Origin of the sequence: Chryseobacterium sp. CP-77 (assembly GCF_036362765.1) — a bacterium.
GTDB classification, from domain to species: Bacteria; Bacteroidota; Bacteroidia; order Flavobacteriales; family Weeksellaceae; genus Chryseobacterium; species Chryseobacterium cupriresistens.
Genome location: NZ_CP143637.1, coordinates 1,028,169 through 1,054,229, shown reverse-complemented (window position 1 = coordinate 1,054,229; position 26,061 = coordinate 1,028,169). Strand labels below are relative to the sequence as shown.

20 protein-coding genes are annotated in these 26,061 nt (G+C 36.8%); 11 read left to right on the top strand and 9 right to left on the bottom strand.

Features of this window, described 5'->3' with window-relative positions:
• Window positions 1-54: 54 nt before the first annotated feature.
• Together V0410_RS04610 and V0410_RS04605 are read right to left on the bottom strand one after the other, a co-directional pair.
• A complete protein-coding gene (locus V0410_RS04610) occupies window positions 55-1,326 on the bottom strand; it encodes an aminotransferase class I/II-fold pyridoxal phosphate-dependent enzyme (protein WP_171006283.1) in 1,272 nt (423 codons plus the stop codon).
• A gap of 88 nt (window positions 1,327-1,414) precedes the next feature.
• Window positions 1,415-2,452: a PLP-dependent cysteine synthase family protein gene (locus V0410_RS04605; protein ID WP_330746519.1), complete on the bottom strand. Its 1,038-nt coding sequence runs from the start codon at window positions 2,450-2,452 to the stop codon at window positions 1,415-1,417.
• Between the two features lie 222 nt (window positions 2,453-2,674).
• Between V0410_RS04605 and V0410_RS04600 the strand changes: the two genes are divergently transcribed.
• From V0410_RS04600 to V0410_RS04555, 10 genes are all read left to right on the top strand, one after another.
• Complete coding sequence (locus V0410_RS04600; RefSeq protein WP_330746518.1) at window positions 2,675-6,160, top strand: glycosyltransferase family 117 protein; 3,486 nt, start codon at window positions 2,675-2,677, stop codon at window positions 6,158-6,160.
• Window positions 6,161-6,249: 89 nt separating this feature from the next.
• Window positions 6,250-7,743: a hypothetical protein gene (locus tag V0410_RS04595; protein WP_330746517.1), complete on the top strand. Its 1,494-nt coding sequence runs from the start codon at window positions 6,250-6,252 to the stop codon at window positions 7,741-7,743.
• A gap of 121 nt (window positions 7,744-7,864) precedes the next feature.
• Window positions 7,865-8,392, top strand: a complete 528-nt coding sequence (locus tag V0410_RS04590; protein WP_330746516.1) for a DUF1697 domain-containing protein — start codon at window positions 7,865-7,867, stop codon at window positions 8,390-8,392.
• 813 nt (window positions 8,393-9,205) lie between these two features.
• A complete protein-coding gene (gene kdsA / locus V0410_RS04585; protein ID WP_330746515.1) occupies window positions 9,206-10,015 on the top strand; it encodes a 3-deoxy-8-phosphooctulonate synthase in 810 nt (269 codons plus the stop codon).
• Between the two features lie 43 nt (window positions 10,016-10,058).
• On the top strand, window positions 10,059-12,296 hold the full coding sequence (locus V0410_RS04580) for a TonB-dependent receptor plug domain-containing protein (protein ID WP_330746514.1): 2,238 nt from the start codon (window positions 10,059-10,061) through the stop codon (window positions 12,294-12,296).
• A gap of 112 nt (window positions 12,297-12,408) precedes the next feature.
• On the top strand, window positions 12,409-12,789 hold the full coding sequence (locus V0410_RS04575; RefSeq protein WP_330746513.1) for an HYC_CC_PP family protein: 381 nt from the start codon (window positions 12,409-12,411) through the stop codon (window positions 12,787-12,789).
• A 120-nt stretch (window positions 12,790-12,909) separates the two neighbouring features.
• Window positions 12,910-13,383: a DUF3347 domain-containing protein gene (locus V0410_RS04570; RefSeq protein WP_330746512.1), complete on the top strand. Its 474-nt coding sequence runs from the start codon at window positions 12,910-12,912 to the stop codon at window positions 13,381-13,383.
• Between the two features lie 89 nt (window positions 13,384-13,472).
• Complete coding sequence (locus tag V0410_RS04565; protein ID WP_330746511.1) at window positions 13,473-16,250, top strand: multicopper oxidase domain-containing protein; 2,778 nt, start codon at window positions 13,473-13,475, stop codon at window positions 16,248-16,250.
• 28 nt (window positions 16,251-16,278) lie between these two features.
• On the top strand, window positions 16,279-16,905 hold the full coding sequence (locus V0410_RS04560) for a DUF3347 domain-containing protein (protein WP_330746510.1): 627 nt from the start codon (window positions 16,279-16,281) through the stop codon (window positions 16,903-16,905).
• 13 nt (window positions 16,906-16,918) lie between these two features.
• The gene (locus tag V0410_RS04555) at window positions 16,919-17,395 is read left to right on the top strand and encodes a heme-binding domain-containing protein (protein ID WP_330746509.1); all 477 of its coding nucleotides are present in this window, start codon (window positions 16,919-16,921) and stop codon (window positions 17,393-17,395) included.
• Window positions 17,396-17,725: 330 nt separating this feature from the next.
• Here the strand turns inward: V0410_RS04555 and V0410_RS04550 are convergent, their stop codons facing one another.
• The 7 genes from V0410_RS04550 to V0410_RS04520 all read right to left on the bottom strand — a co-directional run bounded on the left by V0410_RS04550 (window position 17,726) and on the right by V0410_RS04520 (window position 24,654).
• Window positions 17,726-17,977 (bottom strand): hypothetical protein, encoded by a 252-nt coding sequence (locus V0410_RS04550; protein ID WP_330746508.1) that lies wholly within the window; start codon window positions 17,975-17,977, stop codon window positions 17,726-17,728.
• Window positions 17,978-18,130: 153 nt separating this feature from the next.
• Window positions 18,131-20,164: a S9 family peptidase gene (locus V0410_RS04545; protein ID WP_330746507.1), complete on the bottom strand. Its 2,034-nt coding sequence runs from the start codon at window positions 20,162-20,164 to the stop codon at window positions 18,131-18,133.
• 72 nt (window positions 20,165-20,236) lie between these two features.
• Window positions 20,237-21,355, bottom strand: a complete 1,119-nt coding sequence (locus tag V0410_RS04540) for an FAD-dependent monooxygenase (protein WP_330746506.1) — start codon at window positions 21,353-21,355, stop codon at window positions 20,237-20,239.
• Window positions 21,356-21,377: 22 nt separating this feature from the next.
• Window positions 21,378-21,878 (bottom strand): GNAT family N-acetyltransferase, encoded by a 501-nt coding sequence (locus tag V0410_RS04535; RefSeq protein WP_330746505.1) that lies wholly within the window; start codon window positions 21,876-21,878, stop codon window positions 21,378-21,380.
• Window positions 21,879-21,893: 15 nt separating this feature from the next.
• Window positions 21,894-22,481, bottom strand: a complete 588-nt coding sequence (locus V0410_RS04530) for a hypothetical protein (protein WP_330746504.1) — start codon at window positions 22,479-22,481, stop codon at window positions 21,894-21,896.
• Between the two features lie 184 nt (window positions 22,482-22,665).
• A complete protein-coding gene (locus V0410_RS04525; RefSeq protein ID WP_002979276.1) occupies window positions 22,666-23,532 on the bottom strand; it encodes a sigma-70 family RNA polymerase sigma factor in 867 nt (288 codons plus the stop codon).
• A gap of 330 nt (window positions 23,533-23,862) precedes the next feature.
• The gene (locus V0410_RS04520; protein ID WP_110011560.1) at window positions 23,863-24,654 is read right to left on the bottom strand and encodes a S1/P1 nuclease; all 792 of its coding nucleotides are present in this window, start codon (window positions 24,652-24,654) and stop codon (window positions 23,863-23,865) included.
• Window positions 24,655-25,115: 461 nt separating this feature from the next.
• On the opposite strand from V0410_RS04520, the gene V0410_RS04515 reads away from it, so the two are divergent.
• On the top strand, window positions 25,116-26,057 hold the full coding sequence (locus tag V0410_RS04515) for a type VI secretion system baseplate subunit TssG (protein WP_330746502.1): 942 nt from the start codon (window positions 25,116-25,118) through the stop codon (window positions 26,055-26,057).
• Window positions 26,058-26,061: the final 4 nt, after the last annotated feature.

The window sequence follows — 26,061 nt, the reverse complement described above, 5'->3', positions numbered from 1 at the left end:
TATTAAACAAAAAAACCACTGAATCAATCAGTGGCTTTCTTTATTTTTTTAAGATTAAATCGGTTTAAAACTTAATCCTTGTTCCTGCAGTAATTTTTCTTCCTGCTCTTTGTAGTAGCCACCTACTAATTTATCGTGAATAGCTTCAAACGCTGCCAGAGTTTCATTAATCTCTGCATCAGTATGAGAAGCGGTAGGAATCAGTCTTAAAAGAATCATTCCCTTTGGAATGACCGGATATACCACCACAGAGGTGAAGATACCATAATTTTCTCTTAAATCTTTTACCAATAGAGTAGCCTCTACCGGAGTTCCCTGCATCATTACAGGAGTTACACAAGTATTCGTGTCTCCAATGTTGAATCCTCTTTCTTTAAGTCCGTTCTGTAATTTGTAAACATTCTCCCAAAGTTTAGCTTTGATTTCCGGTCTTGATCTCAATAGCTCCAGTCTTTTTAATCCTCCGATTACCATTGGCATCGTAAGAGATTTTGCAAAGATTTGTGATCTCAGGTTGAATTTAAGATATCTGATGATTTCTTTGTCACCCGCAAGGAATGCTCCAAAACCTGCCATAGATTTAGCAAAAGTTGAGAAATAGACATCAATCTGATCATTGCAATCCTGCTCTTCACCCACACCGGCACCTGTTTTACCAAGAGTTCCGAAACCGTGGGCATCATCTACTAAAAGTCTGAACTGATATTTGGATTTAAGATCGCAGATCTCTTTGATTTTTCCCTGCTGTCCTCTCATCCCGAAAACTCCTTCTGTGATTACAAGAATACCACCTCCTGTTTCTTCAGCTACTTTAGTGGCTCTCTGAAGGTTTTTCTCCAGACTTGCCATATCATTATGCTTGTAGGTAAATCTTTTACCGGAATGAAGTCTTACTCCATCCACGATGCAGGCATGAGAATCCATATCATAAACAATCACATCATTTCTGCTTACCAAAGCATCAATGGTAGAAACCATTCCCTGGTAACCGAAATTCAATAAGTATGCTGATTCTTTTTTTACGAAGTCTGCCAGTTCTCTTTCCAGCTGAAGGTGCTGGTCTGTCTCTCCGGACATTGCTCTTGCACCCATTGGATAGAACATTCCATATTCTGCAGCCGCTTTCGCATCCGCTTCTATTACTTCAGGGTGATTACACAGCCCTAAATAGTCATTGGCACTCCAGAAAATTACTTCTCTCCCCTGAAATTGCATTCTCGGGCCGATAGGTCCCTCTAATCTCGGGAAAATAAAATAGCCTTCACCATAATCTGCAAATTGTCCAAGTGGTCCTGGATTTTCTTTTATTCTTTCAAAAATATCCAACATTGTATCGTAATTTTTAAGTAATAAAGCCTTTTTTGTCTGAATACGCAAAAGGCTTTATTTATTTGTATCGTGATTTTATTCGTTTTTATTTGATAAACTCGGTTTTGAAAACTTCGTCATAGTTGTGAACACAGTTGTTAACAAATCCCTGTTCAGCCATCCATTTGTCACTGTATACTTTGGTGATGTATCTGGAACCGTGGTCAGGATAAATCAAAACAACTACGTCATTTTCTGTAAGTTCATGAGATTGGGCATACTGCATTAATCCCTGGGTTACAGCTCCGGTAGTATAACCTCCCATGATGGCTTCTTTCAAAGCGATTTCGCGGGTTCTGTACGCGGACATTTCATCATTTACCCTTACAAACTCATCCACCTTGTCGAAAAGCAGGGCGGAAGGGATCAGGTTTTTACCCATTCCTTCAATTTGATAAGGATGTACATCTTCTTTGTGTATTTCTCCTGTTTCGTGGTAGCTTTTAAGGATAGAACCGTCTGCATCTACACCAATTATCTTGATATCAGGATTTTTTTCCTTCAAAAATTTGGCAGAACCAGACAGTGTACCCCCCGTTCCGGTGCAGGCAAAAAGGTGAGTGATCTTACCTTGTGTCTGTTCCCAGATCTCTGGACCTGTTGTCTGATAGTGTGCATCAATATTCAACTCATTAAAATATTGATTGATGTAAATAGAATTAGGAGTTTCCTGAGCGATTCTTTTAGCTACTTCATAATATGACCTTGGATCATCTGCCGGTACATTGGCCGGGCATATATACACCGTAGCTCCCAATGCTTTCAGATAAGCAATTTTTTCAGGTTTTGTTTTATCACTTACTGCAAGAATACATTTATATCCCTTAATGATACACACCATCGCAATAGAAAATCCGGTATTACCGGAAGTAGTTTCTACAACTACAGAATCTTCCTTTAAAAGGCCTTTTTTCTCTGCGTTTTCTATAATATGAAGTGCGATTCGGTCTTTGGTGGAATGTCCAGGATTATATGATTCTAACTTGGCATAAACGGTTGCTGGAATATCTTTTGTCACAGTATTTAGCTTCACCATCGGAGTGTGTCCTATCAGGCCAAGAATATTATCGTAAACATTACTCATTATTTGTTATTTTCAATAAAAATCTGACTGCAAAAATACAAAAAAATAAATAATTACTAAACTTTTGTTTGATTTCTGGGGCATAGTTTGTAAAAAAATATTTTCGTATTTTCAGTTTTGACACGAGTATAATCGCAAATACTACGCCAAAATTTTTAAATTTTGTTAAAACCCGCATAAAATAAGATAAAAGCCTTATTTTCGCATAATTGATTTAATACTATGAAAAATTGGACTTTTAGGCAATGGAACACCGTTTCAGGATGGGTGATTTTCGTTATTGCTTTCTTCACGTACTTGTCCACCATAGAACCCAATTTCAGTTTCTGGGATTGTGGCGAGTACATTTCTTCTGCAGTAAAACTTGAAGTAACGCACGCTCCCGGAGCTGCTTTATTCCAGATAGTGGGTGCCGTGGCAGCCATTTTTGCATTAGGGAAAGGCGAAAACTATTCTATCGTGATCAACGCGATGTCTGCATTGTTCAGTGCGCTGACTATTTTATTTTTGTTTTGGACGATCACTCATTTTGTGAGAAGACTTTTAAACAAAGATTTTGAAGAAATTACAAAACATCAGGAAATCTCTATTTTATTTGCAGGAGCAGTGGGAGCACTTTGCTTTACGTTCTCAGATACGTTCTGGTTCTCAGCAGTAGAGGGAGAGGTTTACTCTATGGCTTCTATGTTTATTGCGCTTTTGGTCTGGTTGATCACCAAATGGGAGAATGAGTATCAGGCGGGAGACAGTGAAAGATGGATTATTCTTATTTTCTTCATTTTAGGACTTTCTGTGGGAGTACACATGATGTGTATGCTGGCAATTCCTGCAGTATGTCTGGTATATTATGCAAGAAATTACAAGTTTACCTGGAAAAACTTTATCTGGGCAAACCTTATTACACTGGGAATTTTGATTATCGTTTTCAAAATTATTTTCCCTTTAATTATGACGATGTTCGGAAGACTTGAGATTTTCTTTGTAAATGGTCTTGGACTTCCTTTCCACTCAGGAACCATTGCAGCGTTTATTTTAATGGTAGCGATCTGCTACTTCTTAATTAAATATGCAAGAAAGGCAAAAAGAAACATTTATCAGACGGCTGCATTATCTGTAGTTTTCATGATGATCGGATTCTCCTGCTGGATGGTTATTCCTATCAGAGCGAATGCTAATCCGCCGATGAACCTTAATGATCCGGATACAGCAATTGGTATGCTGGATTATTATAACAGAGAGCAGTATGGTGACTGGCCAACTATTTACGGACAAAACTATACGGCTTTCCTTGATGCTAACGGAATTGAGAAAAACGAAGACGGAAGCTTTAAGACACAGAAAACCGGAGAAATTTACGAAAAAGATGAAAAAACGGGAACCTACAGAAAAACCGGAGATCGTTTCAATTATGTATTCAACAAGTCTCAGGTGAGCTTAATGCCAAGAATGTTTAATGAGGATAAGGATGTAATGGCGAACTATATTTCTATGTATGGTGCTCCTGATTTTACATTCAACTATGCGAATGAAGATGTGGCAGACAATCCGCAGGCAAAGCAGATCTTTGATGAACTGAGAGCTAAATATGAAGACAAATCCATTACTGCTTCAGATTATCTGAAAGTAAAACCTTATAATCTGATCAATGTTCAGAAGCCATCATTCCTTCAGAATATGGATTACTTTATTACTTTCCAGAACGGATATTACTTTGTAAGATACCTGATGTGGAACTTCGTAGGAAGACAAAATGATCTTGAAGGAAACATGGAAAGCACAAAAGGAAACTGGATTTCCGGAATTCCTTTCATTGATAATGCTACGGTAGGAAATCAGGATAAAATGCCTGCTAAATTTAAGAATGAAAGTACGGTAAAATTCTTTTTCCTTCCATTAATTTTAGGTTTGATCGGATTCTTCTTCCAATTGAACAGAGACTTCGGAAGATTCTATGCACTGTTATCTTTATTTATTTTAACAAGTGTAGGGATTATCTTCTACACTGGGGTAAAACCATTTGAACCAAGAGAAAGAGATTATGCAATGGTAGGTTCATTCTATGCATTTGCCATCTGGATTGGTTTGGGTGCCGGAGCCATTCTTTGGTTCTTACAATCTAAAATAAAATCAAACGGGGCTAATGTTGCTCTGGGAGTGGTTTTATTAGGAGTACCATTCATGATGGGCTTCCAGAACTATAATGTTCATGACAGAAGCAACAGATATACTGCATACGACTATGCGTATTCAGTGTTAAAATCATTGCCGAAAAACGATATCCTTTTCGTTTACGGAGATAACGATACTTACCCGGTTTGGGCTATTCAGGAGACGGAACAGTTCAGGGATGATGTGAAGGTGGTTAACTTTACCCTTGCTTCAACTCCATGGAATCTGGATCAGATCAAAAGAAGAACATACAATGCGATGGGAATCCCTAGCCAATTGACGCATGATGATTACAGAGATGGTGTAAACGACCAGATCTATATGATGAAGAAGGAAGATTGGGAAGGTGTTTTCTCTATGTTGAAAGAACAGGGAGCTCCGGAAACAGAATTCCAGTCGTTCAGAAAATATCTTACTCAGGATTCTTTAACCTTGAAACAGGCAATTGAATTTATTAAATTCAAATCTCCTGAAAAAGACGAATTGTTGAAAATGTATTTCGGGGAAGAGAAATTTGAAAAATACAATATCCTTCCGGTAAACAAATTCATCCTTCCTGTTAACAAAGAAAATGCTTTAAAAGCAGGCATCATCAACAAAGAAGATCTTCCGAATGTTGCTAATCAGATCATGATTACTTACAAAGGAAATACATTGTATAAAAACAACCTGATCCTGATGGATCTTTTAGCGAACTTCGACTGGAAGCGTCCGATCAACTTCTCATCAGGAGGTATTTATGACAGTGAGAATATTTTCTATCTGAACGATTACCTTCAGTTTGACGGATTCAGTTACAGATTGATTCCTATCCAGACGCCTCCGAGCGCTGATGGAGATATGGGACGAGTAGATGCCAATTCTCTTTATAATGTAGTGAAAAACTTCAGATGGGGGAACTTTAAGAATTTAAATGCTCACTTTGATGAAACAGCTACTTCCAATATCATCAGCTACAGAATGTCAGCAAGCAGAGCGGCAGCAGCTTTAGCATTAAGCGGACAGAAAGCAAAAGCATTGGAAATTCTGGATCTTGCAGCCAAAGAAATTCCGGCAGAGAAATATAATGATCCCCGTTCATTAAGTTCAATTGTTTCAGGATACATTATTGCAGGACAGGAGCAGAAAGGTCTTCAGATTGCTGAAGTGCTTAAAAAAGGAATCTTTGAAGAGTATGATTATTATTTAAGTCTTTCCAAAGCAGATCAAAGCTATCTGAGAAGACAGATGAGAACAAAACCAATGGAATATTCTCTTGTGGTTTCTGCAGTAACAGATGCTTATACAAAGATCGGACAGAAAGAAAAAGCATATGCTTATCTGGTAAAATCCATAGAGCCGATTGACAAGAAGTTCAATGTATTTATCAAAGATCTTCAGGAAATGGGCAGAGATAAGGCGATGAAAGAGTCTGAAAATGTACAGGAAATTACACCTTTCTATCAGTACTTATTTGATGTGATGGAGCCTTATGATTCTACCTATTCAAAAGAAAAGGAAAATCAGATTACGACTGCAATTATCAAAGCAACAAAATAAAATACTTAAAACGGAACTTCGGTTCCGTTTTTTTTTATTATTGGGAATCCTGAATTTTAAGATTATATTTGTGAAAGTAAAAATACATAATGTCCGAAACACAAAATAGCAAATTCCCAATGTATGCCGTCATTGCTACGGTTCTTTTTAAACTTCTTTTTTTATTAACGCACTATATTCAGGAAGATGCGTTTATCACCTGGAGAGTTGCCCAGAATCTATTGGATTATGGAGTAATCGGCTTCAATGGAGATACTAAAATTTCTGCATCTACAACACATCTGTATGTTTTTGTATCCTATATTTTCAATCTTGTTTTTGGGAAAGAAAATTTTATTGAGCCTCTTTTGATTTTTAATTCCATACTGTTTACCATAGGAACTTTATGGCTGTCTAATCTGGTTTTAAAAAATCCATGGCATAAAGCAATCTTTATATTTCTGATCGGTATTTTACCGCCTGCCATTAAAATTTCAATCCTTGGTATGGAATATGGAATTCTGTTTTTTCTGGAGATGGCATTGCTGTACTACGGATTTAACAAAGGGAAAAAATGGGTTGTGACACTCTTTCCCGTTTTAATCATGTTTACCAGAATTGATACCGTCATATTCCTTGGAATTGTATTTCTTGTGGACCTGTTCTGGAACAGAAAAATACGATGGAATTATATTTTTGGAGGAGCTTTTGGAGTTTTATCAACAGTTGCTTTCAACTGGTTTTACTTTGGCGAACTGGTGAACAATACCATTACCGCAAAAAAATTACTTTACAGTGAAAATTTTACGATCCAGCAGCATATCGGGTATTTCTTTAAAAGCTTTGGGAATTTCTGGGGAATGCTGAAAGTTCCGGGAGATTTCAATCCTATGACAATTGTAGTATTGATTTTTGAATTGCTTTGTTTTATTTATCTGATCAGACAAAGGGAAAAAAGAAACTACTTTTTGTGGATGATTTTCCTTTTCGGATGGGCAAAACAAATCATATTCATTTCTCAAAAAAGTTTATTCGACTGGTATTACTGGGTGCCGCAGCTTTTACTTTTTGTTCCTGTTCTTATTTTCGTACTGGAACAGAAAGAGAAGAAAAACCTATGGCTTTCATTATTAATTGTATTCTACATTTTCCCGATGTTTGTTTTCCAGACTGTTCACTGTATTGCAACAGGAAACGGAGAGTGGAACTACCGCAGAACGATTGGTACCTTTTTAAATCAATATGAAAAAGATAAAAACCAATGGATTTTATTGGAGCCGGCAGGTTATGTTCCTTATTTCTCAGGATTAAAAACGATTGATGAGGTTGGATTGGTTGATAAACAGATTCAGGAGGAAATTAAAAAAGATAAAACGAATTACTGGATCAACACGGTAAAAAACAGAAAACCGAAATATCTTCTTTCTTATCAGAATTTATATGAAGAAAAGAATGCCAATTCAGAATACTATAAAACCCATTATAAACTTTTGAAGGAATTCCGTGTGAAAGATCATCTGAATAGTGATCATAAGATTCTGGAAAAAATTTACCATCTGAAACCTTCCGGAACAGACTATAATTTGTACATTAGAATTGATTAAAAGATTAAAATATTTAAAAACTGAAAGTATTCAGAAAAAAAGTTTTATAATAACTCTTTCACTCTAATACTCTCAAACCCTCAAACCCTCAAACTCAAAACAAACCTAATACCTGAAAAAAATGAAATACTGTGCTTTTCTCCGTGGCGTCAACGTAAAAGGAACCAATATGAAAATGGCGGAAGTCTGCCAGGTTTTTAAAGATACGGGGATGAAAGACGTAAGTTCAATATTGGCGTCCGGAAATATTGTGTTTTCTTCAGATAAAAATGTTGAGGAGTTAAAAACCATTCTTGAAAAAGCGATGTCAGACCATTTTTCTTACGAAGCTTTTTTGTTTGTGAAAACCCAGGAAGAGATAGAAGTGTTCTGGAACAGTATTCCTTTTGAAAAGAATGAGAGTCTCCATATTTATAGTTTTGTCGGTATTCCGGGCGTGGAAAAAGTTTTGATGGAGGAGTTTCAAAAAGCCGCTCAGGCAGAAAATGAAAAAGCAGAAATTATCAATGGTATATTTTACTGGCAGATTCCTAAGGGAAATACTTTAGATTCTACTTTCGGAAAAGTGCTGGGCAAAAAAAGCCTTAAAGATCAGTTTACCAGCAGGAATGTGAATACGTTTGAGAAGATTCTGAAAAAGATGAATTAAAATACACGAATTATCCTTCGGATATAGCTTATCCAGTGATATTATAACATTTATTGGAAATTCAATAGGGAAGAGGCTGTCTCAAAAGGTAAATTAACGCTCTGAGAATTTCCTAAATGACAAAAGTTGTCAGGCAGGAGTCCGAGAGAGGGGGTACTTTTGAGACAGCCTCTTTATCCATAATAGTAGCAGCCATTGGCTTCAGCCAAAACCTATTTTATAAGTTATTGTAGAGTTTCCCACAGATTTCTCAGATCTACACAGATTCTACCTTTGGAAAGTACTGGGCAAAAAAACTCTTAAAGATCAGTTTACCAGCAGGAAGGTGAACAGGCATGAGAAAATTTTAAAAAATTCTAAATAATTATTGCAATGCTTCGACAGGCTCAGCATGACACCGCTAAAAAATAACGTTAATATAATGTGGCTCGACGTAGGTGTTTGTACATTGATGGTTTATACTTTGTATTATAGTTTTCACATTAATAAAACAGCTAGTATTAGAGCTGTCATGCTGAGCTTGTCGAAGCATCCATCAATTATCACTTATCACTTATCAAGTACCGATTAACAGCTAGTATTAGAACTGTCATGCTGAGCCTGTCGAAGCATCTATCACTTATCACTTATCCAGTGCCGATTAACAGCTAGTATTAGAGCTGTCATGCTGAGCCTGTCGAAGCATCTATCAATAAATAATAAGAAATCCAAAAGCCAAAAACTATTGCAGCCATAGCCTGTTAAAGCAATCAAATAATTTCCATTTGTGAAACTTTCTCAGTATTTTTACTGAACTTTTTAATTACAACAAAAATGATTCAGTATTTAGATAATATTTCGCACAAAGATTCAAAAAACTTTTTCCTTATTGCCGGACCTTGTATTATTGAAGGGGAAGATATGGCATTAAGAATTGCTGAAAAAGTAATCAGTATTACCGATAGATACAATATTCCTTATATTTTCAAAGGAAGTTTCAAAAAAGCAAACAGAAGCCGTGTAGATTCTTTCACAACCATTGGTGAAGAGAAATCTCTGGAAATTCTTAAAAAAGTAGGAGAGACGTTCAATATTCCTACCACAACAGATATTCATGAGAACGAACATGCAGCATTAGCAGCACAGTATGTGGATGTTTTACAGATTCCGGCATTCCTGGTGCGCCAGACCGATTTATTGGTGGCGGCAGCACAAACAGGAAAATGTGTGACTTTGAAAAAAGGGCAGTTCCTTTCTCCGGAAGCGATGAAGTTTGCCGTTCAGAAAATTACAGATTCCAATAACGAGAAAGTAGCCATCATTGAAAGAGGAAATTCTTTCGGATATACAGATCTGATCGTAGATTACAGAGGAATTCCTACGATGAGAGAATACGCTCCAGTGATTTTGGATGTTACACACTCTCTGCAGCAGCCTAACCAAAGTTCAGGCGTTACAGGAGGAAGACCAGATCTTATTGAAACCGTTGCCAAAGCAGGAATTGCAGTGGGAGCAGACGGAATTTTCATCGAAACGCATCCTACACCGGAAACGGCATTATCTGATGGTGCCAACATGTTAAGATTAGATTTATTAGAAGATTTGTTACAAAAATTGACAAGAATTAGAGAATCGATTTTGTAATTGTTAAAAAAACATTAATTTTAGAAATTCTAAAACATTTCTTTTGAAAAAACTAGTTTTACCGCTAAGCCTTATGGTCCCTGTACTGTTTTTCTCCCAACAAAGGAAAAAAGATACAGCGACCACTAAAGTAACCGATATAGAGGAAGTTGTCTTCCAGAAAAAAGCAACAGGAAGAACCAATGACCTTACCAATGTAAGGATTTCAGCGAAAGAAGCGAAATCAGTAGCTTCAATTAATGGTGGGATTGAAGGATTGCTTAAAACACTTCCTTCCGTAAACTCCAATACCGAGCTGTCTTCACAATATATGGTTCGTGGTGGAAACTATGATGAAAACCTGATTTACATTAATGATATTGAGATCTACAGACCTTTCCTGATCAGAAACTCTCAACAGGAAGGGATGAGTATTATCAACCCGGATATGGTTTCTGCAGTGAATTTCTCTGCGGGAGGATTTGAAGCTAAGTATGGCGATAAAATGTCTTCTGCTTTGAATATCTATTACCGTGAGCCTGAAAAATTTGAAGTTTCAGGAGAGGCAAGCTTAATCGGAGGCAGGCTTACAACAGGTCTGGCTTCAAAAAATAAAAAATTTACTGCTTTATTTTCTGGCAGATACAGAAATACCAACCTTGTTCTTAATACCTTAAAAGAAGATACAGACTTTAATCCAACCTATTGGGATTTCCAGTCTTATCTCAATTATCATGTCAGTGACAAATTCTCCATGTCATTCATCGGATATTATTCCAAGAATGATTATGAGATGATCCCCAGAGCAAAAAGTGTTACTTTCGGAAGTCTTCAGCAGCCTATTACCGTAAATATCGGCTATGGAGGTCAGGAAAATGACCAATATAAAAATATGATGGGAACATTCTCCATGAACTATAAGCCGGCGGACAAGTGGAAGCTTACCCTGGATGCCTTTGCTTATCAGAACAGAGAAAGAGAATATTACACGATACAGTCAGCATACGAGCTGCAAACTTTTGATCCTGTGACGCAGCAGCCTGTAACGTCTTTTGATGTGGGAGGACAAATAGAACATGCCAGAAACGACTTGTTTGTAAGAACCTACGGAACACAATTCAGAGCTAAATTTTCACCCAATGTCAATACAGATTTTGAAGTAGGTTTCAAATATGAAAAAGAAAACCTGAAAGATCTTACCAATGAATGGAAATTGGTAGACTCTGCAGGATACAGCCTTCCAAGACCGGAAGTTATTGATCCGAGAACAGGAACCACAGGAGATCTTAAGCTTGCTTATTATATTGCCGGGCAAAATAATATTGAGCCTACAAGACTTTCAGCATATGCACAGTATTCACAGAAGTTCTACTGGGGAGCCAGTAAAGTGTTTGTGAATGCAGGAGTACGTGTTGCCAACTGGAGTTTCAATAAAGAAACGATATTCTCACCAAGAGCCCAGTTTGCGATCAAACCGGATTGGGACAGCGATATGTTGTTCAAAATTTCAGGGGGAATCTACTATCAGGCTCCTTTCTATAAAGAAATTAAAGATTTGGATGGTAATTTTAACTCTAATATAAAATCGCAGCGTTCTATCCAGGTTATTCTGGCCAATGATTATGAGTTCCAGATGTATGACAGACCATTCAAACTGACAACAGAACTTTATTACAAAAAAATGGATAACCTGATCCCATATTATATGGATAATGTAAGAATTCGTTATTCCGGGCAGAATAATTCAAAAGGATATGCGTATGGTATTGATACCAGGTTATTCGGAGAATTTGTTCCGGGTGTAGATTCCTGGTTGTCTGCAAGTTATGCCAGAGTGTATGAAAATATTGATGGAAGAGGAGATATTCCCAGACCTACAGATCAGAGGTTGAGGTTTGCGATGTTCTATCAGGACTATATGCCAAGCTTTCCGAGTATGCGTGTGAACCTTACCCTGGTGTACGCTATGGGATTACCGACAGGAGCTCCTGTAATGTTTAACAGTAACGGACAGCCGGATTTTGGCTCAGCTTATAATTATCAGCAGACCCTTCCTTCCTATAAAAGGGTAGACTTAGGGTTGACAAAGGTATTCATTGATCCAAAAGAAAAAAATAAGAGATCCGGTTTCTGGGGTAATTTTGAAGAGCTGACATTAGGCGTTCAGGTGTTCAATGCATTTAATATTAACAATACTGTTGCGAACCAATGGATCACAGATTATAACAGCAATTATATGTATCCTGTTCCGGTACGTCTTACAGGACGTTTCTTTAATGTAAAACTGGAATTCAAACTGTAAAATAATAGCTTTCAAATTTTTTTGGAAGCTTTTTTATTTACCCGAATTTTATAACAACATTACCAAATTTTATAACAACGGTATCACAGATATTTTTAACTTTGTCCTACCAATGAAAAAGATTCTTGCCATATTGTTTTCTATTTTCTACTTCGGATTCTCTTCCGGAGCGGCATTTAGCATTCATTATTGCATGAAAGAATTTGTTTCCGTAAGCCAGAAAGTAGATGACATCTGTGGAAAATGCGGCGTTAAAGATAAAAAGGGATGCTGCAAAACGGAGATCAAAATTGTAAAAGTAGACGATTCACAGAAATCAGATTATCTGAATGTGGATTTCTTAAGTGCAGTTTCAGAAATTCCGGTGAAACATCAGTTTCCAGTTGTTGACAAGTCTTTTTCAGCTACGAAATTTACACAGATCCAGATTAATGCGCCGCCTGAATACAGGCTGGTCCCTATCTACATTAATCATTGTAATTTTAGAATTTAGAATCCGTCAGTCGTTTCCGGTATAATGAATCATATACCGTTACAGACGACATGTTCTAACGCACTACCGATGCGTTATCCCTTATTCTTTATTAAAAAATTAATTCTAAAATTTAAAACAATGAAAAAATATATCATCACAGCAGCCTTATCTTTATTCTCAATCGTATCATTATCAGCACAATCTAAAAAGGATGCTCAGGTTACTAAGCTGTATCAGAACTATATCGCTATTAAATCAGCTTTAGCTTCAGATGATGCTGACACAACTTCAAAAGCAGCAACAGAATTCATTAAAACAGCTTCAGCCATCGACTATAAAGTTGTTTCTGAAGGAAACCTTAATATTCTCAGAAAAGATGCCTCTGCCATTTCTGAAGCAAGAACAGTTGCCGCACAAAGAGAAACGTTTTTCAATCTTTCCGACAATATGATTGCTTTGACCAAAGAGTTCAAACTTTCTGAAAAACCAATCTACGTTCAATATTGCCCAATGGCAGACGGAAGCTGGCTAAGCGATGAAAAACAGATCGCTAACCCATACTATGGGAAGTCTATGCTTTCTTGCGGAAGTGTAAAGTCAGAAATTAATTAATTGCTGTATTATTATTAAAAACAATGAGTTGCATGGCTTAAATTAGAATTAACTTTAATTCATGCAGCTTGTAAAAAGTTCGAAATATTATGAAAAAACTTATAATGTTTCTGATGCTTTTATTCTCTGTTTTTACTTTCGCACAAACTACAAAAACGTATTATACCTGTCCGATGCACCCTGAGGTGGTGTCATCAAAGCCTGGAGACTGCCCGAAATGCGGAATGACTCTCGTGAAAAAAACAGTGGTTATAAAACCCAAAGTAGCAGCAAAACCGGAAGTAAAACCTACCCCTAAAACAGAGACTAAAGCAAAACCTGCAGAAACAAAAATAAATAAGAGAAAGGTTGAGAAAAAAGCGGAGGCTAAAAAGATTAATGATGCTAAATCTGAAACAAAGACTGTATTGCCGGCTAAAACTCAGGATTTAAATCAATCGGAATCTAAAGCTCAGAAACAGGCTACGTATACCTGCCCGATCCATCCTGAAATAGTTTCAGACAAACCGGGAAAATGTCCGAAATGCGGCATGGAACTGGTAGAAAAAGAAGATCATTCCCATGCACAGACTGAAAATCCTAAAGAAGAAAAATCTGTTTTAAAACGTAATTCAGAAAATGGAAAGATTACTTTTGGAGGAAAAACAGTTCGTTACGATCTCTATGTAAAAGATACGATTGTCAATTTTACAGGAAAAAACAGAAGAGCCATTGCAATCAATGGTAAACTTCAGGCTCCAACCTTGTATTTTACTGAAGGAGATACTGCAGAGATCTACCTGCACAATATGCTTAAGGAAAATACAGGGCTGCACTGGCACGGCGTGATTCTTCCCAATGAACATGACGGTGTTCCATACCTTACCACAAAACCTGTAAAACCCGGGGAAACTCATTTATACAAATTCAGAATTTCTCAGAACGGAACCTATTGGTATCATTCGCACGAAGCCCTTCAGGAACAGATTGGGATGAACGGCATTCTGGTTTTCAAAAAAAGAGAGGGTGAGCCGAAAACAACATACAATGCTGAAATTCCGGTATTACTTGGAGATTGGAGTGATGATGATCCGATGCAGATTGCAAGAAGGCTTCATATGGCCAATACAGACTGGTATGCGGTAAAGAAAAATGCCGTACAGAGTTACTGGGAAGCCATCAAATCCGGAAATTTAGGGACAAAAGCCCTGAATGAATGGAAAAGAATGGAAGCCATGGATGTAAGTGATGTTTATTACGATAAATTCTTAATCAATGGCGCACCAAGTTCAGATTATTCTAATGTAAAAGCTGGTGATAAAGTAAGACTGAGAGTTGCCAATGGAGGTTCATCTACCTATTTCTGGCTGAACTATGGTGGAGGAAAGATAAAAGTAGTGGGAAATGACGGAAATGATGTGATGCCTGTAGAAGTTGACCGCCTGATTGTAGGAGTTTCTGAAACTTATGATATTGAAGTGACCATTCCTGAAAACAAAAGCTTTGAATTCAGAGCGACTTCTGAAGACAGAATAGGGCACGCATCTCTCTGGCTAGGTTCAGGAGAAAAGGTTGAAGCGCCCAACCTTCCAAGGCTGATGCTTTTTGAAGGCATGAAAATGATGAACGGTATGATGGAGATGAGCGGAAATATGAAACCGATGAATATGACGATGGGAAATCAGATGATGGATATGAACGAAGTGATGTACCCTGAATTATCCGAAAGCCAGAGAAAGACTACAGCGAAGCACATCAATGAAATGATGGGTGTGAAGACGAAGGAAGATCAGAAAGAGGATCATTCTCAACATGCCGGAATGGATATGAAGGAAGAGAAAACAATCAAAAGACTGTCTTACAATATTTTGAAATCTCCTGAGAAAACCATTCTTCCCACAGACAGTATTCGTGAAATGAAATTTACACTGGAAGGGAATATGAACCATTATCTGTGGACACTGGATAACAAAACGGTTACAGAAACAGATAAAATTCTGATCAAAAAAGGAGAGGTTCTGAGAATCAAGATGTATAATAATTCTATGATGCGTCACCCGATGCACCTTCACGGTCATGATTTCAGATTGATCAATTCAAAAGGAGAATATTCTCCATTGAAAAATGTTGTGGATATCATGCCAATGGAAACCGTAACGATAGAATTTGCTGCGAATCAGGATGGAGACTGGTTTTTCCACTGTCATATTCTATATCATATGATGGCAGGAATGGGAAGAATCTTCAGTTATGAAAACTCAAAGCCCAATCCGCAGCTTCCCAACAGGAAATTAGCCTGGAAAAATTTCATACAGGATAATAAAATGACAAGCTCTATGGCGATGCTGGATGTAGCAAGCAATAGAATCCATGCAGAAACGATGACGATGTTCGGGCCTAGATGGGCTAACCTGAATGAGTTTCATTCCAACTGGAACTTTGATCATTTCGAAGGAAGTGCGAAAGTGGGACGTTTTTTAGGTAAATTCCAGTGGGCGCTTCCTTATGCCGGAATCAGAGTTCAAAAGAATCATGAGATCATGGAAAGACAGATGGCAGAAGATATGGGAACGGATTTTCATGGTAAAAAGACCTGGTTCGGACAGCAGAAAGCCTCCAAAAATAAGTTTACATTCATGGTGGGTATGCAGTATGTGCTGCCAATGCTGATTACTGCTGATGCTAGTGTAGATCAGAACGGAAAAGTACTACTGGAATTGAGCCGCGAAGATATCCCACTTTCAAGAAGGCTGAGAGGAAATTTTTCTGTCAACTCAGACGGCGAGTTTTCAACCGGATTGAGATATATCGTTCAAAAATGGCTGTCTCTTTCAGGAAATTATGATAACGAACTGGGCTGGGGCGCAGGTGTCACTTTAACATATTAATTTTTTTAACCCTATTATTTAAGAAACAATGAAAAATATAATAACCGTATTGTTTGTGGGAGCTACATTATATTCTTGTAATAAACCCGATCATAAAATACCTGAAAGCAAAGCCGCTGAACCGGAGATTAAAACAATAGAAAGAACTGATGCTGGCGAAACTTCAAGTCAGGAGCTAAAAGAAAATCTGGAAAATAAAAAAGAAGCAGAGGAGCTTTCACCTTTTCCGATTCAGCAAGTTATCAAAGGTTACCTTCCCCTTAAAAATGCCCTGGCTCAGGATGATTCTAAAAAAGCTTCCGATGCGGCTAAAAACCTGTTTTCCATCTTAAAGAAAATAGACATCAGTACAACCGATGCAAAAAACAATTCTGAGTTGCGTGATATTATAGAAAGTGCAGCAGAGAACGCAGAACATATAGGCGAAAAACCTGATGATATAGCTCATCAGAGAGAACATCTGCTTTCCCTGAGTAATGATATCACCGATTTAATAAAAGAACAGGGAACAGGCGGTTTAAAATTATACCAGGATTTCTGTCCAATGTACAATAACGGAAAAGGTGGAACCTGGATCAGCGAATCAGAGGAGATTGTCAATCCATATGAGGGACAGAAAATGATTAACTGTGGCTCTGTAAAAAAAGTATTTTAAAATGTAAAAAGAAATGAACCGACACATTAAAAGCATATTTTTAGGGTTTGTTCTCATTTTTTTACTTATTCAGATCATTCAGCCTGCCCGTAATATTGATTACGGGCAGGTTCCTTCAACAGATATTTCAAAGGTTTATAAAGTTCCTGATAATGTACAGTTTGTTTTGAGGCAATCTTGTTATGACTGTCACAGCAATTCTACGCATTATCCGTTCTATTCTTATATACAGCCTTTAGGATATTATATTGAAAAGCATATAAAAAACGGAAAAGAAGAATTGAATTTTAATGAGTGGGGGAGCTACAGCCAACGTAAGCAGGCCAATAAATTAGAATCTGTTGCTAATCAGGTACAGCAGAAAAAAATGCCGCTTACGTCTTATACTTATCTACATCCGAAAGCTGTGCTTTCTGAAAGTCAGATAAAAGAAATGATTCGCTGGATAGAGCTGATGAAGGCTGAACATAATAAAGCCAATAAGAATTAAAAAAAATAAAAGCCATTCTGAATCGAATGGCTTTGTTTATGGATACAGAAACTTTATTCAGAAGCTCCTGCAGTTCAAATAGATGTTAGTTATTGGCAAACTGTATGTAAACGCAAAGAATAGATAATTGGTATGCTTAATTTTAGAGGGCAAAGAGTTGCGACTTTGTCGCTGATGAAGCTTTAAATAATACATTCGCTTAGAAAGAATCAATGAAATTGATTCCGGCTTTGCCCCCTTAAAATTTTGCTATTCAAAGTGAAGCCTTTGCGTTTAAATCTCTTCTGCAATGGGTCCTTATATCTTCTTAGCTATCACTTTTACATTTATCTATAAGTAATAATCAATAATTACTTTACAGGCTTTGGAAACCTCTTTGTCAAAATAAATTTTGCCATCTCCCAAATCACAATTTTGATATTGACATTTAGCTACAAACTCCTTTGCTAAAGTTACTTTCCTTAGGAAACTTACTGGATTCACCAATCTATTATTCTTTTTAGTAAGTCTTTTAAGAGTAATAAATTGAGCTAATTGCTTTTTAACTAGCTTTTCAATTTTTTCTTTTTCTTTTACATTCATAATAGTAATTTTATTATTAATATTCAAATGTAATGTGTTGGTTTTATGTAATTGATGAGTATAATTTTTTATAAGAAAAATGTTAATAATTTAGCTAAAAACAAAAACCACCTCATTTTCACGAGATGGCTTTATGTAATATATAAGATGCTTTTATTTAGAAGCTCCGACGGCTTTTTCAGTCTTTGCTGGCGTATAAGTAACTTTTGAAATATCAACCGTCATTTCCTTCAGACGCTTTGCCACATTTTCAGGCATTTCTTTCTGATATCTTCCTCCGATTACTTCTGCAAGGAATTTTTCGGTTTCAGCATACATCGCCATGCTGTTTACAGGTTTACGGAATCCGTGGCCTTCATCATCAGCAAGAATGTAGTTTACCTTTTTACCTTTATCACGAAGAGCGATGACAATCTGATCTGCTTCAGCCTGCTTTACTCTTGGATCATTAGCTCCCTGAACAATCAATAATGGTTTATTGATTTTATCTACACTGAATAGTGGGCTTGCATCATGCATGCGCTTTTTTCCTTCCTCCGTTTTTGGATCACCTACCATCCCATAAAGGAATGCACGGGCAGATTCCCAGTAAGCAGGAACAGAATCCAGCAAGGTAAATAGGTTACTTGGTCCTACGATATCTACTCCCGCAGCATATACATCCGGAGTGAAAGCCAGCCCGGCCAGCGTTGCATAGCCTCCATAGCTCCCTCCCATGATCACCACTTTGTTTTTATCTGCAATTCCCTGATCGATCAGATATTTTACGCCCCAGGTAATGTCATCCTGCATCAGTTTTCCCCACTGAAGATCTCCGCCATTCTGGAACTTTTTACCATAACCGCCACTTGCTCTGAAGTTAGGCTGAAGTACAGCATATCCTCTGTTGGCTAAAAACTGTACGGTTGAGTTATATCCCCAATAATCTCTCGGACCTTTCGGGCCTCCGTGTACTAAAACCACAACAGGAACATTCTTTCCAGAAGAACCTACAGGTAGAGTCAGGTAAGCCGGAATTTCAAGTCCGTCACTGCTTTTATAGCTGATAGGAGTCATGGCAGCCAGGTATTTTTCAACTTTTTTCAGTTCTGTTCTTGGGGTATACTGGAATATCAGCTGTTTTGTTTTTGCATCGAAGAAATAGGCTTCTGAAGCATATTTATCTCCTCCTACAGAAACCAGGAACTTAGAATAATCATTGGTAGAACTTGCAAAACCAACCTCTCTTCCAGGGAATTTACTTTGCAGGAATTTGTAGTTAGCTTCCCAGGCTTTATCTTTCCAGTAATATTCTGTTTTATCTCCGGTATAAGAAGTGTAGATCATTTTTCTTGTATTTCTGTCCAGGAACAGTCCTCCGAAATCTACTTTATCTTTAGGATCACTTTCTATTTTTGTAATCTGTTTTGTTTTCGGATCCATCAGGAATAGTGCAGATTTATCAAGATCTCCTTTATTGGTTACCAGATAAAACTTAGAATTGTCTTCGTTCCAGTTTGATATATAAGCACTTTCTGTAACCAGTGTTTCGTAAATAGGAGTCAGTTTATCACCTTCTTTATAAAAAAACTGTGTTGTTCCTTTATCATCCGTTTTGGAAAGAACTCTCAATTTTTCATCCCAGTCAAATTCATAGCTGGTGATACGGTCTTTATTTTCGTAAATCTTTTTCAGTTCTCCTGTAGAAATTTTCACCGAATACAGATCATGCCATGCTTTATCGCGGTTATTCAGTCCAATCATCAGCAAATCGGGATCTTTTCTGCTTGCCATGTAGATGCTTGCTGTTACGTCTTTAAGCGGTGTAATATTCCTTGATTCCGGAACTCCTTTTGTTACTTTTGCCATAGGATCTACTGCAAAAATATTCATGTTTTCATCCCCGTTATTATCTTTTACATACAGAATATATTTTCCGTCTTCTGTCCAGAAATATCCATTCAACGGGCGTTTGCTGTTTGTTAAAGGACGTGCTTTTTCAAAAGGTTCATCAATTTTTTTTACCCAGATATTCATAATCCCTTCATATTCTTTTGTAAAGGAAATCCATTTCCCATCGGGACTCAGCTGTCCTCCGGCAATTTCCGGGTTACCAAAGAATAAAGCTCTGTCCAGTACCGGGACTTCCTGTGCTCGTGCTGTATGTACTCCTATGAGCAGGAGCAATACATAAAAGATTTTTTTCATGTTTTTAAGTTTTAGTTGTTATTAATAAATTGTTAATAATTTTTAATTTTTATTGATTCTTACAATAATGGCCTACATTTCCAGTTCTATAATTCTTTTTGCCATTTTCTGATTTATACTTTCCGGAATTAAACCCATCAGAAAATTCCGGAGTGAATTTCCATTTTCCCATTGAGAAACCTTTCCGATGGTACGGCTTGTACTGACGATATAATCTACCTTTTTCCTTCTGGTACTTTGAAACTTTTTGAAAATAGCATTGAAATCCTGATGATCTTCCAGCAATTTTCCAATGATGTAGGCATCTTCAATGGCCTGGCAGGCGCCTTGTCCCATATTGGGTGTTGTGGCATGGGCTGCATCACCAATCAGACAGAGGTTTTCAGAATACCACTGAGGAATAGGAGCGAGGTCGGAAATTGGGTTACAGATGATGTTCTCATGCCTGGTGGCTCCAATGATTTTTAACACCAACGGATCAAAATCATAGAAAATGTCTTCAATCTGCAAATATCTTCCGAAACTTTTCTCATTGATACAGGCATACCAGTAGACCTTTTTATCAGAAATTTTTACAAAACCGAAACGTTTTCCTTTTCCCCATAGCTCAACAGCTTCCTGATGATGTTTCTCCGGCAGATCAAAATCTACCAGGCCGCGCCAGCATTTCTGCCCTGAATCCCTTATTATGCCGGTTTTCATGATCTGATTTCTGACAGAAGACTTTATGCCATCAGCACCGAAAACAATCTGACTTTCAATCTCGGTTCCATTTTCAAAATTCAGAATATAGTTTTCTTCTTTCTTTATTTTTTGTAATGGATGGTTGAGCTGTATAGAATTTGGGTTTAAATTTTCTGCCAGAATTTTCTGAAGCTCTGCCCGGTGAATCGCAACGTTACAGGAATTGTACAGGGCTTCCAGTTTGTTAATCTCCGTTTTGGAAATAGTCTTTAAAGATTCATCAGTAATAACAATCCTGTGAATTTTATTACCTGCTTTTTCAATTTTTTCTTTTAAACCTAATTTATCGAATATCTGCATTGCATTGACGGCCATCATAATTCCTGCTCCTACAGGCTTTATTTCAGGCGCAGATTCATAGATCGTAAAATCATACTGATGCTGTTTCAGTACATTTCCGAGGGTAAGTCCTCCTATTCCGGCTCCGATAATTGAAATGGTGTTCATAAGTTAGAACCTGGATTTTAATTTATACACTTAAAATATAACTCTCCGACACTTTTTTGAAACCGTACTTACTGAAAAAGTTGTGAGCGCCATGATTATTGACTCCACTTTCCAGTAAAATAAAACTGATATTCCAGTTTTTAGATTCTTGAATAGCTTTCTCCAGCAGTTTGCTTCCAAGGGATTGCCCTCTCACAGATTGATCCAGGAGCATGTCCTCCAGAATGGCATATTTTTTAAATGGACTGTTGATGACGTTGAAAACCATCATACCGACAATTTCTCCGTTTTCATTTTCTGCAACCAGAATATTCAGTTTGGAACTGCCATCGGAATTAAAATCGGTGATCAGCTGTTCTGTCAGGATCAGTTCAAGATCAGGATTCCAGTGGTGAGAGTCTATCGCTCTGCCGGACATCATTTCGCCATGAGAAATATAAGCATCTGTTTTATGGGTAATAAAAAAGTCTACAAGTTCTTTCACGCGGCTTTTATCGGTAAGCCATTGGGTAGTATATTTCATGAGGTGTAATGGTTTCTATTTTAAATTTTTCAGCTCTTGCAGCAGCTTATTCTGCTTGTTGATAAATTGATTGAGACTATCTGTTTTCAGAGGATGGGCATTCTGGTATTTTTCAATTTCGGGAAGGGTTTTTCTGATTTTGAAGGCAGCGTATAAGCTATAAATACTTTGCTTGTTACGATTAATTTTATGCTTAAGATCTTTTATTTTTTGAACCTTTTGATAATACTTATCTGAACTTTCTTCGATGAGCTTAATCATTTCCTTTCGTAGAACCGAATCGTTAATAGATTTTGCTTCATTTTTTGCAATCAAATAATAATCTTCTGAATTAGAAATGAGGCTACTATATATACCTTGCATTTTATGAGCATCTTCTTGCATTAAAGATATTTTTTCATCTACTTTCTTAATTTCCTTATCATTTTTGATTTTTTCATCATAGATGCCATTAAATATATCCTGGGTTTTGCTTAGTCGTTTTATAGGAATACTGGATTCTGTATTCTCAGCGGCTTTTTCTACAATATCATTTTGTGATTTACTTTCACTGCAGGAAAGTAGAGATAAAGCCAGAATAGAAGCGAAGAGTATTTTTTTCATAGTATGTTTTGTTTTAGTTGAAAATCATCATCATATCCAAAGCAACTAAAATTAATCATTTCAATGCTACCACAAGGGATTAAAAGATATGATTTTAATTAGTTGAACAAACTTTGAAAAATGTTACATCCAAAAAAAACGGAGCCTGAAACCAGACTCCGCCTATAAAATTTTTACGCTAAAATTATTTACCCAGGTAAGATTTAAGGATCTTGCTTCTGGTATTGTGTTTTAGTCTCTTAATTGCTTTTTCTTTGATCTGACGAACTCTCTCTCTTGTAAGATCGAAAGTTTCACCAATTTCCTCTAAAGTCATTGGGTGTTTTCCGTTCAGTCCGAAGTACAATCTTACTAAATCAGCCTCTCTTGGCGTCAAAGTATTCAATGCTCTTTCAATCTCAATTTGCAGAGATTCCAGCATCAGATCTTTATCAGGGCTTGGAGATTCTCCTGAACGTAATACATCATAAAGATTAGAATCTTCACCTTCTACCAAAGGCGCATCCATAGACAGGTGTCTTCCGGAGTTTTTCATAGATTCTTTGATATCTTCCTCGCTCATGTCAAGAACTTCAGCCAATTCTTCCGGAGAAGGTGGTCTTTCATTTTCCTGTTCAAGGTGAGCGTATGCTTTATTGATTTTGTTGATAGATCCAATCTTGTTCAATGGTAATCTTACAATTCTTGACTGTTCAGCCAATGCCTGTAAAATTGATTGACGGATCCACCATACTGCATAAGAGATAAATTTGAAACCTCTAGTTTCATCGTACCTTTTTGCCGCTTTCATTAATCCTAAGTTACCTTCATTGATCAAATCGGGTAAAGAAAGACCCTGATTTTGGTATTGCTTAGATACAGATACTACGAAACGAAGGTTGGCTTTGATTAATTTCTCAAGTGCGGCTCTGTCGCCTGCACGTATTCTTTGTGCCAATTCTACTTCCTCGTCCGCAGTAATCAGTTCCACTTTACCAATTTCCTGCAAATACTTGTCTAATGAAGCAGTTTCCCTGTTGGTAACCTGCTTAGTGATTTTTAATTGTCTCATTTATTTTTTCCTCAAAAAAGAGTTACTATAATATATACGTATGAAAAGGTAAAAAGGTTACACAGGATTTAATATTTTTGTGCAAAGTATACTATAAAATGTATTAATGATTTTTTAATAATAGATTAAATAACTGATAACTAAATTGTTGTGTATTTTGGTTTATAGTTTAAAAAATAAATATAAATTCTAAAAGAGGTAAATTCATTTACAAATTTCATAATTTCCTTAAACCTTAAACAAAAAAAAACGAAACCAAAGTCCCGTTTTTATATTTAAGAGTTATATTTTAAATTATATTGGATTAAAAACCCGCAACTCGAAATCTACTTAGAAAAGCTCATTCAATACTTTTGCCAGTCTCAATCCACCGTATAGAAGCTGTCTTTCCATCGTTTCATTAAACTTGTACTGGTAGTCGTAAGCTAATTTAGAATCGTTTGGAGTCTGTGCATAGATTTTGTTGGCGATTTTATGAGAATCATACAACCAGTCTTCCAGGGTTCCGGACTGAATCTGTGCTACTTCTTCTTTAGATTTGATATCCAGAAGTTTAGAATATTCAGTGTAGCTGTATTTTTGAGAATCTACTAATTTTCCATCCCAAACAGAGTGTAAATTTGTTTTTTCCCCGAAATAGGTAACATTGATTTTGTTTCCACCTAAATCTTCAGCTCTTCCTACGTGTAGAGGCTGAGCAAGATCTCCCATAATGTGAATAAGAAAGATCAAAGCAATTTTTCTGTCTTTTTCAGAAGTGTTTTTATCTTTGATCTGGCTGGAAAGGGTATTTACCTGAGTATAAAGGCTTGGTCCCGCCTGTGCTTTTAAGTTTTGTTCGAAAGCTTTAAAATCAGTCATCGGATCAATGTTTACATAATGCCATGATGAAGCCTGCTTCCATGCGCCTGTTGTATCAGATTTGATAAAATCCGGCCAGTTTGCCCAGTAAGCGAGACGTTCTTTTCCCATGATCTTTTTAATCTCTCTTCTTGCTTTGCGGGAAAGGTGGTTTTGTGCAATGTCTGCAATCACTCTGTGTCCCGTCAATCCCCACGCATAAGAATAAAGTGAAGAGGCCATGAATGCTAAAATCAGAATTTTAGAATAAATACTTTTCATTTTAAATAACAATTTTCAGTCTGCAAAGATACGGCCCGCTTTCGGAATGAGCATGCTTTATCCTGAATTTATTCCATATGATGATGTTAATAAAATTTAATTTAAATAAAAGAAGCAATTACAGTAGGTTTGACGGCTTGAATTTTTCCGGTAATAAAGGTAACAGGAGAGAACAATAAGGATTACAATGTAAAATCTGAATCACAACCTTAAACTTTAAATTTTAAACCTTGAACTTTAAACGATAAATGAAAACCCTTTAATCGATTGATTCTGAATAGTTAATTTTAAATTTAAAAAAGCAAATAAATAGGCTGTTTACCGTATTTTCACGGAATTTGTAGAAAATTATTCCTATTAATGTCAATAAATTATTATTTTTAGGATAAAATTGTTGTAAAAATATTTTTTCAAACTTATGAGATATATTATCTTTACAAGTCATAATCAGAGGAAACACTATGTATGAGAATAATATTGTAGATATGCATTACAATAAGCTGCAGACAGACTTTAAGGCTGAAGCTGTGGCTGTAAACCTCTTGAAATACCATCGTGCAGTAAGCAATATCTTCATTGAGCGTGTGGGCGTAAACGACCGTGCTTACCTGAAAGATATTAAAAGTATTTCAAGCAGTTATTTAGGATTTGATGAGGAAGTTTTTACTATAGAGACTTACAGGGAAGGCATTTATGACTATCTTCCGGAAGGTTTATTCCATCCGCCGTCTCTCGGAGCTTCCAGAAAAAATGTAGATACTGTAGTAAGAGAAATCCGGAAGCAGAAAAGGGTAGAAGATGATGCCCGTAAGTTTTTCCGGCCTTTTGAGCTGGAAGTATTTTTTACAGAAATAAGTGCTTTGCTTAAAGAGTCAGAATTTGATATTACAAGCAATACAGATTCTTTGCTGGAAACAGTGAGTGAGCTTTGGCCTCTGATAAAAATGCTGGACAAGCAGAGTGCTTATATTTTCATGCATATTTTACCGTTTTTCCATCAGATCAGAGGAGACAAAAGATGGTTTGAAAGATGTATGACTGCTTTTCTGCAGGTACCGGTAAAAGTAAGTTTTTCACCTAATATTATTGACGGAATTGAGAAAAACGATGATTCCATGCTGCTGGGAAATTCAAGATTGGGCGTCACCTATATTCCAAGCGGACCTCATATGGACGGGCAGCGAAACTGGGTGGTGAATATTGGTCCTATTCCTTATGGGGATATGAAGAAGTATATTCCGGGAAGTCCGTTCAGAAATGTGCTTCATGCTCTGTATGATTATTTTCTTCCTGTAACAGTGGATGTAGAGGAGAATTTTGTCACGGAAAAGAAGGAATATTCATTCAGTCTTGAGGACGATGAAAGAAATGCCAGCCGCCTTGGATACTCTACATTCCTCTAAATTA